Raw genomic sequence first — 9,125 nt, forward strand, 5'->3', positions numbered from 1 at the left:
ATTGCGGGCGTTTTTATTGGGGTTACTACCGTCGTCCCCGCGAAGGCGGCGACCCAGAATGCTCAAGCCATGCGCCAACCTGAAAAACTCTGGCTGCGGGGATGACGGTCTTGATCAGCGGCCGACCTCACCCCGAGTAGTTCTGCAGCAACCAGTTAATCGCCAAGGCTCCCAGCAAACAGGCCACGGCGCCAAACGCCGCCTGCCAATAAAACGTCCGAGCCAATTCATCTTCCCCGGCATTGGAAAGAATAAAAGGCTGTGAGGTTTCCGGCCGCCCCATAAAATTGGTGGCCGGCCGCGCGCTGGTTTGCCGGTGACGATCTTCGGCTTCCAATTGCGCCGCCAGGCGCACGCGGTTCCACTCCAGCTCATCCAATTGGCCATCGCTATTGCTGTCAAAGCGCTGCAGCAGGCCACTGAAATCGCCCTTCCACTCGCGAATCACCTCGCTTTGCGCAGCGTTCAGGTCCAGGCCCTGGCGACCACCGCCAGTGGTTTTGAAGTCGCCAATGGCATACAGCGGTTGACCTACGTGCAGACGTTCCTCGGTGTAGCGGTACTGGTCATCATGGGTGAAGAAGGCGAACAGCCCGCTCTTGGCTGGTCCCATCGGATAGCGGGTATTGCCGTACCACACCTTGCGCGTCGAAGGCCGTACCTGGGCGCCGCTCGGGTCGATCAGGCATTCGCCGGTGGCGTCAGCCATCTGCAGCCAACCTTCGCTGGTACGGCTATCGACCACGCTCCACGAACGGCTTTTACCATTGCTTTTGGATTCCTCGACCTTGATCCGCCACCACAAACACGGCGTGCCGGTCAGCGGCGCAAGCAGTTGTGGCACCGTCGGCACCTCGTGCAGCACGCCATAAAACTCGACATAGCCTTGGGCGGCCGAGCGAATTTTCGAGGTCGGTGTATCGAGCATATGCCGCGCCGCACTGATGCGGTTAATGCACCACCAGGCGCCGCCGCCACACGCAGCCACGGCAAAACACATGAGAAAAATAAACTGTTGAATGTCCACGGTTCAGCTCTTAACTGAACAGCGCTTTGACGTCGACATCGGCCTTTTCCGCATCACTGAATTCCAGCAAGTCGGCAGGTTTGAAATTAAACGCGCGGGCCACAACCACATCGGGAAACTGCTCAACGCGCACGTTGTTGATATTGGCCGCTTCGTTGTACAGCTCACGGCGATCAGCGATGCCGTTTTCCAAACCGCTGATGCGCTGCTGCAAGAATTGGAAGCTTTCGTTGGCTTTGAGCTGTGGATAGTTTTCCGCCAGGGCAAACAACTGACCGAGGCCCGCACGCAAACCGCTTTCGGCTTGGCCAACGGCACTGACGTCACCGCGCTCGCGGGCCGAACTCACGGCGTTACGGGCAGTAATCACCTGTTCCAGCGTGCTGCGTTCGTGCTGCATGTACTGCTTGCAGGTTTCCACCAGCTTGGGCAATTCGTCGTGCCGTTGCTTGAGCAGCACATCAATATTCGACCAGGCCTTGGTCACACCATGCTTGACCCGCACCAGCCCGTTGTAGATCGACACGGCATACACCGCGAGAAAAAACAGCACCACCAAAGTGACAACAGCCGTCACGCTCATAGCAAGATCTCCCATCAGAGCACTACCCAAGATGCTGGCATTCTAGCTACGAACCGCTATGCCATGCAGAACTGGTGCACGGCCAAAACATAAAGTTGTGGCATAAGGGCTTTGCACAAAATGCAAATCTTTCGCATTATGTGCGGGTTTTGCGGCCTGAACCACGCTGCGCTCAACCTCACCTCACGATGCAAAGGACCTCGCCATGATTCGTATGCCTCTGGCCACCGCCAGTCTGCTGGCCATCGCTATTTCTCTCGCCGGTTGCGGCGACGATAAGAAAGAGCAAGCCACCCAATCAGCCGCTCCTGCTGCCAGCACCGCCACCGCGCCTGCCGCTGCTGCTGCGACTGGCAAAGTTGATGAGGCTGCCGCTAAGGCTGTGGTCGCCCATTACGCCGAAATCGCTTCTGCTGTATTCACTGACGCCGCCACCACCGGCCACGCCCTGCAGAAAGCCGTTGATGCCTTTATCGCCGCGCCGTCCGAAGCCACCCAAAAAGCAGCTCAGCAAGCCTGGTTGGCCGCACGCGTTCCGTACATGCAGAGCGAAGTCTTCCGTTTCGGCAACACCATCGTTGACGACTGGGAAGGTCAACTGAACTCTTGGCCGCTAGACGAAGGCCTGATCGACTACGTTGCCGCCGACACCCCGGCTGCCCAAGGCAACCCGGCTGCCACCGCCAACATCATCGCCAACAAAACCATCCAGGTTGGCGACGACAAAATTGACGTAACCGAAATCACTGGCGAAAAACTCGCCAGCCTCAACGAGCTGGGCGGTTCCGAAGCCAACGTGGCCACCGGTTACCACGCCATCGAGTTCCTGTTGTGGGGCCAAGACCTGCACGGCACCGGCCCAGGTGCTGGCGAGCGTCCAGCTACCGACTATGCCAAAGGCGCAGACTGCACCCACGGCAACTGCGACCGTCGCGCGCAGTACCTGAAAGCCGCTACCGACCTGTTGGTGCAAGATCTCGACAGCATGGTTGAACAGTGGAAAGACGGCGTAGCCGACAACTACCGCGCCACCCTGGTGGCCGACAAGCCGGAAAACGGCCTGCGCAAAATGCTCTTCGGCATGGGCAGCCTGTCCCTTGGCGAACTGGCCGGCGAGCGCATGAAAGTGGCGCTGGAAGCCAACTCCACCGAAGACGAACACGACTGCTTCAGCGACAACACCCACAACTCGCACTTCTACAACGGCAAAGGCATTCGTAACGTTTACCTGGGCGAGTACAAGAAAGTCGACGGCACCACCCTGACCGGCCCAAGCCTGTCGTCCTTGGTTGCCAAAGCTGATGCCGCCACTGATACCGTGGTTAAAGACGACCTGGCCGCCACCGAAGGCAAGCTGCAAGCCTTGGTCGACAGCGCCAACAAAGGCGTGCACTTCGACCAACTGATCGCTGCCGACAACGCAGCTGGCAACCAGATCGTGCGTGACGCTATCGCTTCGCTGGTCAAGCAGACCGGCGCCATTGAGCAAGCCGCTGCCAAGCTGGGCATCAACGACTTGAAGCCAGACAACGCTGATCACCAGTTCTAATCGCCCTATCCGGCTTACTGAACTGGAAACGGATGCGCCCACAAAGCGCATCCGTTTTTTTTCGCCTGCGGTTTTAGCCCGCGGCAAATTCACAGGTTTTTTACACTGTGACAATTAACCTCCCTGGCAAACGCTAATCCCTCTTATTTGAACGCGCCCATGCTGCTAAGCTTGCGCGCTTGTTTTCGTGGTCTGGAACACCGTTAATGCCCCGCGCGCTCCGTCCTCTGCTGCTTGCCCTGAGCCTGGTTGCCCTGAGCGCCTGCGATAAAACGCCGCGTTTTACCCAGGCCGAGCCCGGTGAAGCCCTTTCCGGCGGGCAAACCACTGTGGCCATACAAAGCCGCACAGCCTTTATGCAGCCCTCGGCCAACCTTACCCACGAACGCCAGTTGGACTTCGCCGTCGGTAATAGTTTTTTCCGCAGCCCATGGGTAATTGCCCCGTCCACAACCACGGCGCGCGATGGCCTGGGCCCGTTGATGAACACCAACGCCTGCCAGAACTGTCATATCAAAGACGGCCGCGGCCATCCGCCCGAAGGCGACGGCGATGTCAGCGCCGTGTCGATGCTGGTGCGCGTATCGCTGCCGCCCAGCGCAGAAATGGCCCACATCATTGAAAAGGTTGGCGTAGTGCCAGACCCGGTGTACGGCGCGCAACTGCAAGATATGGCAATCCCAGGCGTTGCGCCGGAAGCGCGTATTCGCGTCACCTACGAAACCAGCCAAGTCAGTTTCAAAGACGGCACGGTGCTGGACCTGCGCAAACCAAAGCTACAGATCAGCAACTGGGGCTACGGCCCGATCAGCGCCAACGCGCAGTTCTCCACGCGTATCGCCCCGCCCATGATCGGTCTGGGCCTTTTGGAAGCCATCCCCGACGAAGCCATTTTGGCCAACGCCAAAGCGCAAAAAGCGGCCAACAACGGCATCGCTGGTCAGCCCAACTACGTGTGGGACGACGCTCAGGAAAAAACCGTGCTCGGCCGCTTTGGCCTGAAAGCCGGGCAACCGACGCTTAACCAGCAGAACGTGCACGCCTTCTCCAACGACATGGGCCTGACCACCACCCTGCGCCCGTTCGACGAATGCACGCCCACGCAAACCGCCTGCAAAAATGCCCCCGACGGCGGCGTGCCGGAAGTCAGCGACCACCTGCTCAGCCAAGTTTTGTTTTATACCCGCAACCTCGCCGTACCGGCACGGCGCAGCGTCAATGACCCACAAGTGCTGGACGGCAAAGGCCTGTTCCACCAAGCCGGCTGCCAGCAATGCCACACCCCGCAGTACACCACCCGCGCCGATGCCGCCGAGCCGGAGTTGGCCAATCAGGTAATTCGCCCCTACAGCGACCTGCTACTGCATGACATGGGCGCAGGCCTGGCGGACAATCGCCCCGAATTCAAAGCCAGTGGCAGCCAATGGCGCACGCCACCGCTGTGGGGTATCGGCCTTACACAAACGGTCAGTGGCCATAGCCAATTTCTGCACGACGGTCGCGCCCGCAACCTGCTGGAAGCCATCGCCTGGCATGGCGGTGAAGCAGAAGCGGCCAAACAGCATGTTCTCGCTTACGATGCCGACCAGCGCGCTGCGCTGCTGGCGTTCCTGAATTCTCTCTAAGGAGCCCTTCGCCCATGTTTGGCAAGCACACGTTCCGTACCAAGCTGTTGTTCAGCAGCATCGCCGCCCTCGCTCTGGGCGCCTGCGCACCCGCCGACCAGCAGGCCGAAGTTTCCACGGCACTGGCCAAGCAAGTGATTTTGCCGACCTACAGCCGTTGGGTAGACGCCGACCGCGCCCTGGCCGCCAGCGCCCTGGCCTTCTGCTCCGGCAAAGCCGACCTGGAAAAAGCCCGCACCGACTTCCTCGCCGCGCAAAAAGCCTGGGCTGAATTGCAGCCGCTGATGATTGGGCCTCTGGCCGAAGGCAACCGCGCTTGGCAGGTGCAATTCTGGCCCGACAAAAAAGACCTGGTCGGCCGTCAGGTTGAGCAGTTGGTTAAAGCCCAGCCACAAATCGACGCTGCCGCCCTGGCCAAATCCAGCGTGGTGGTACAAGGCCTGTCGGCCTATGAATACATCCTTTACGACAGCAAGCTGGACCTGGCCAACGCCGAAACCAAAGCGCGCTACTGCCCGCTGCTGGAAGCCATCGGCGAACGTCAGCAAAGCCTGGCCGAAGAAATTCTCGGCCGCTGGAACAGCAAAGACGGCATGGTCGAGCAACTGAGCAAATTCCCCAACCAGCGCTACGCCGACTCCCACGAGGCCATTGCCGAGCTGCTGCGTGTGCAGGTCACCAGCATCGACTCGCTGAAAAAGAAACTCGGCGCACCACTGGGCCGGCAAACCAAAAACCTGCCGCAGCCCTTCCAGGCGGAAGGCTGGCGCAGCAACACCTCGCTAAAGAGCCTGGGTGCCAGCCTGGCCAGTGCCGAAACACTCTGGCAGGGTGTGGATAACCACGGCATTCGCGGCTTGCTGCCGGCCGAGCAAAAACCGCTGGCGGACAAGATTGACGCGGCCTACGCCGAAGCCAAACGCCAACTGGCGGCCCTCGACCGTCCGCTGACCGAACTGCTGGCCGACGAAGCCGGGCGCAAAGCACTCAACGACTTCTACGACAGCCTGAACGTGGTCCATCGCCTGCACGAAAGCGAGCTGGCCAAAGCGCTCAATATTCAACTCGGCTTTAACGCCAACGATGGTGACTAATATGCTCCGCCGCCATGTTCTGGGTCTCGGCAGCCTGCTGCTTGGCGCGGTAACGCTGGGCGGCTGGACCTTTAGCCGCAACGGTAAAAACCCCATCGTGTTGTCCGCCCGTGACGACAGCGATGGCAAGCACTATGCCGTCGGTTACCGCTTGGACGGCACCCAGGTGTTCGCCACCCAAGTGGCGCAGCGCTGCCACGATGTGGTCGAGCACCCCAGCGAGCCCATCGCCCTTTTTGTCGCGCGGCGCCCTGGCACCGAAAGCTACCTGATCGACCTGCGCGACGGCCGTCTGCTGCAAACCGTGACGTCGCGACCCAATCGCCACTTCTACGGCCACGGCGTGTTTCACAGCAGCGGCGAATGGCTGTACACCACCGACAACGACACCACCGACCCTGGCCGGGGCCTGCTGACCGTGTACCGCTACGAAAATGGCCAGTTGCACTACAGCAGCGAACTCAGCACCCATGGTCTGGGCCCGCACCAGGTGTCGTGGATGCCCGACGGCGAGACCTTTGTGATCGCCAATGGCGGCATCCGTACCGAAGCCGAAAGCCGCAAAGAGATGAACCTCAACGCCATGGAACCTAGCCTGGTGTTGCTCAAGCGCGACGGCACGCTGATTTCCAAGGAAACCCTGCCACAGCAAATGAACAGCGTGCGCCACCTGGCCATTGCCAGCGACGGCACCATCGTCGCCGGCCAGCAGTTTATGGGCGACGCCCATGAGCCGGCCGAACTGCTGGCGATCAAACGCCCTGGCCAGCCATTCCAAGCCTTCCCGCTGGATGCCCAGCAACGCGACGCCATGGCCCAGTACACCGCCAGCGTCGCCGTGCACAGCGACCTGCGCCTGGTCGCGCTCACCGCGCCACGGGGCAATCGCTTCTTTATCTGGGACTTGGACAGCGGTGCCGTGCGCCTGGATGCGCCGCTGCCTGATTGCGCCGGCGTTGGTGCAGTAAAAGACGGCTTTGTCGTCACCTCCGGCCAAGGCCGCTGCCGTTTATATGACTGCCGCGGCGAACACATCAGCGCCCAAGCGTTGGACTTGCCCAGCGGGCTGTGGGACAACCACTTGCACCTGAAGCTGGCTTAAGCAGTTTCTAACCTCTCTGAGCACGTAGGGTGTGCTATGCGCACCAAGCGATACCCGTGCGATCGCAGGGCTGCGCCCACCGTGCGCAGACCGACACCCTAAAAATCCCCGTGGCACCTGTCGCTCGTCGGCATGCCTATCAGAAATTCCCTTCACGCCTCAGGTACGGCGCCCTACAGCCGACTATATTCAAACAACCACCTGCGCACGCCAGCCTTAGCTCGGTAATCAGTGGTCAGCACTGGCTATCCGCCGTGAGCTACAGGGATGTTTTCTGACGCCTCGGACCGAGTGCACAGGTGTTGGCCATCCAAGTCCCTGAGAGGCGCCTTTCATGTTTCTACAAAACTCCCTGCGCGCGCAGATCCTCGCCCTATTAGGCGGCAGTCTGCTGCTCACCGTCGTAATTGCTCTGGCCTGCTTTAGCTTTTTGAGCGGCGGCATCCAAAACTACCGTGGCCTGCTCGATGGACCGTTGCAGGAGTCACAATTGGTCGACCAAGCCAACCTGGAGTTCAAAGCCCAGGTGCAGGAATGGAAAAACGTGCTGCTGCGCGGCAAAGACCAAGCCGCCCAAGACAAATACTGGGGCCAGTTCGAAGACCAGGAACGCAAGGTGCAGGACATCCTGGGCAAGCTGGTAACCGAAGCCGGTGATGAAGCGGCGCTTAAAAGCCAAGTGGAAAAACTGCGCAGTGAACATCAAACCCTTGGCGGCGCTTACCGCAAAGGCAAAGCCGCATTTATCGCCGCCGGCGCCGACCCCACCGCTGGCGACAAGGCCGTGCAAGGCATCGACCGTGCTGCCAGCGAGCAAATGACCGCCCTGACCACCCAATTGCATCAACGCAGTGAAGAACAGGCCAAGGCCATCAGCGTCAGCGCCGAACGCACTGTATGGCTCGGCACTGCCGTGCTGCTTGGCGCCAGCGTATTGATCGCCCTGCTGAGCTTGTGGATGGTCAACCGCAACCTGATCACGCCGATCAAAAGCCTGATTGAGCACATTGGCCAACTGAGCCACGGCAACTTCGGCCAACGTGTCGACGCGACCCGCCGTGACGAGCTAGGTAATTTGGCGGTAGCCGCCAATACCCTGCGCGACTTTCTTGCCGACACCTTTACCCGCTTGCAACGCAGCACCAACGAGTTGGACAGCGCCAGCGGCGAGCTAAATGCCATCGCCAGCCTGATGGCCCAAGGCACCGCCGAGCAGTTCTCGCGCACTGACCAGGTAGCCACGGCGATGCACGAAATGTCCGCCACCGCCCAGGAAGTAGCCCGCCACGCCGCCGACGCGGCTCGCGCCGCCGACGATGCCGACCAGTCCTCGCAACAGGGCGGCACGGTGATGAAATCCACCATCAAAACCATCACCGACATGCGCGGCGAAATTGCCAATACCGCGGAGGTTATACGCCGCCTGGAAGCCGACAGCGGCCGCATCGGCAAGGTGCTGGAAGTGATTCGTGGCATCGCCGACCAAACCAACCTGCTAGCACTTAACGCCGCCATTGAAGCAGCGCGTGCCGGTGAAGCCGGACGCGGCTTTGCTGTAGTGGCTGATGAAGTGCGTACCCTGGCGCAACGCACCGCGCAGTCCACTGCCGAGATTCACCAGATTATCGACACCGTGCAAACCGGCGCGCTGAACGCCGTTAAGGCCATTGAAAGCGGCCAGAGCCGCAGCGAAGAAGGCGTGCAGCAAGTGACCGAAGCCGGGCAGATGCTCGACCGCATCACCCATGCCGTTGAAGCCATCCGCGATATGAACCGGCAAATCGCCACAGCGGCCGAGGAACAGACTTCGGTTGCCGAAGACATTTCGCGCAACCTCACCGAAATCACCGCGATTGCCACCACCAACCAAGAAAACGTGGTGCGTACCGAGACCGCCAGCGTCAACTTGCGCGGCCTTTCCAGCCAACTCAGTGATGTGACACAACGCCTCAGCGCTTAAATCCCCCACCGTCGCCCCCGCGCAGGCGGGGGCCCAGGCCCGCAGAGCAGCCGGCGAACAGCAGTCGCCCTAGCCATTCTGGATTCCCGCCTTCGCGGGAATGACGAGAGCCGAATAATTTCACCCGTCGTCCCCGCGTAGGCGGGGACCCAGGTTCGCAGAGCCGCAGGCGAACAGCAGTCGCC

The 9,125-nt window shown here is 60.6% G+C and carries 7 protein-coding genes; 5 read left to right on the plus strand and 2 right to left on the minus strand.

Annotated elements, in window-relative coordinates; all coding sequences use genetic code 11:
- Positions 1-127: 127 nt before the first annotated feature.
- Both AAAB16_RS02910 and AAAB16_RS02915 read right to left on the minus strand, forming a co-directional pair.
- On the minus strand, positions 128-1,000 hold the full coding sequence (locus AAAB16_RS02910) for a GIDE domain-containing protein (protein WP_340661991.1): 873 nt from the start codon (positions 998-1,000) through the stop codon (positions 128-130).
- Positions 1,001-1,037: 37 nt separating this feature from the next.
- Complete coding sequence (locus AAAB16_RS02915; protein ID WP_340661985.1) at positions 1,038-1,610, minus strand: LemA family protein; 573 nt, start codon at positions 1,608-1,610, stop codon at positions 1,038-1,040.
- A gap of 205 nt (positions 1,611-1,815) precedes the next feature.
- Between AAAB16_RS02915 and AAAB16_RS02920 the strand changes: the two genes are divergently transcribed.
- The 5 genes from AAAB16_RS02920 to AAAB16_RS02940 all read left to right on the plus strand — a co-directional run bounded on the left by AAAB16_RS02920 (position 1,816) and on the right by AAAB16_RS02940 (position 8,940).
- A complete protein-coding gene (locus tag AAAB16_RS02920; RefSeq protein ID WP_340661986.1) occupies positions 1,816-3,159 on the plus strand; it encodes an imelysin family protein in 1,344 nt (447 codons plus the stop codon).
- Positions 3,160-3,365: 206 nt separating this feature from the next.
- Complete coding sequence (locus AAAB16_RS02925; protein ID WP_340661987.1) at positions 3,366-4,784, plus strand: di-heme oxidoredictase family protein; 1,419 nt, start codon at positions 3,366-3,368, stop codon at positions 4,782-4,784.
- A gap of 14 nt (positions 4,785-4,798) precedes the next feature.
- The gene (locus AAAB16_RS02930) at positions 4,799-5,878 is read left to right on the plus strand and encodes an imelysin family protein (RefSeq protein WP_340661988.1); all 1,080 of its coding nucleotides are present in this window, start codon (positions 4,799-4,801) and stop codon (positions 5,876-5,878) included.
- Position 5,879: 1 nt separating this feature from the next.
- On the plus strand, positions 5,880-6,980 hold the full coding sequence (locus AAAB16_RS02935) for a DUF1513 domain-containing protein (protein ID WP_340661989.1): 1,101 nt from the start codon (positions 5,880-5,882) through the stop codon (positions 6,978-6,980).
- A gap of 334 nt (positions 6,981-7,314) precedes the next feature.
- Positions 7,315-8,940 carry a methyl-accepting chemotaxis protein gene (locus tag AAAB16_RS02940; RefSeq protein ID WP_340661990.1) on the plus strand — a complete coding sequence of 542 codons (1,626 nt, stop codon included), beginning with the start codon at positions 7,315-7,317 and terminating at the stop codon, positions 8,938-8,940.
- Positions 8,941-9,125 lie beyond the last annotated feature (185 nt).

Source organism: Pseudomonas sp. (assembly GCF_037994325.1).
Lineage (GTDB): Bacteria > Pseudomonadota > Gammaproteobacteria > Pseudomonadales > Pseudomonadaceae > Aquipseudomonas.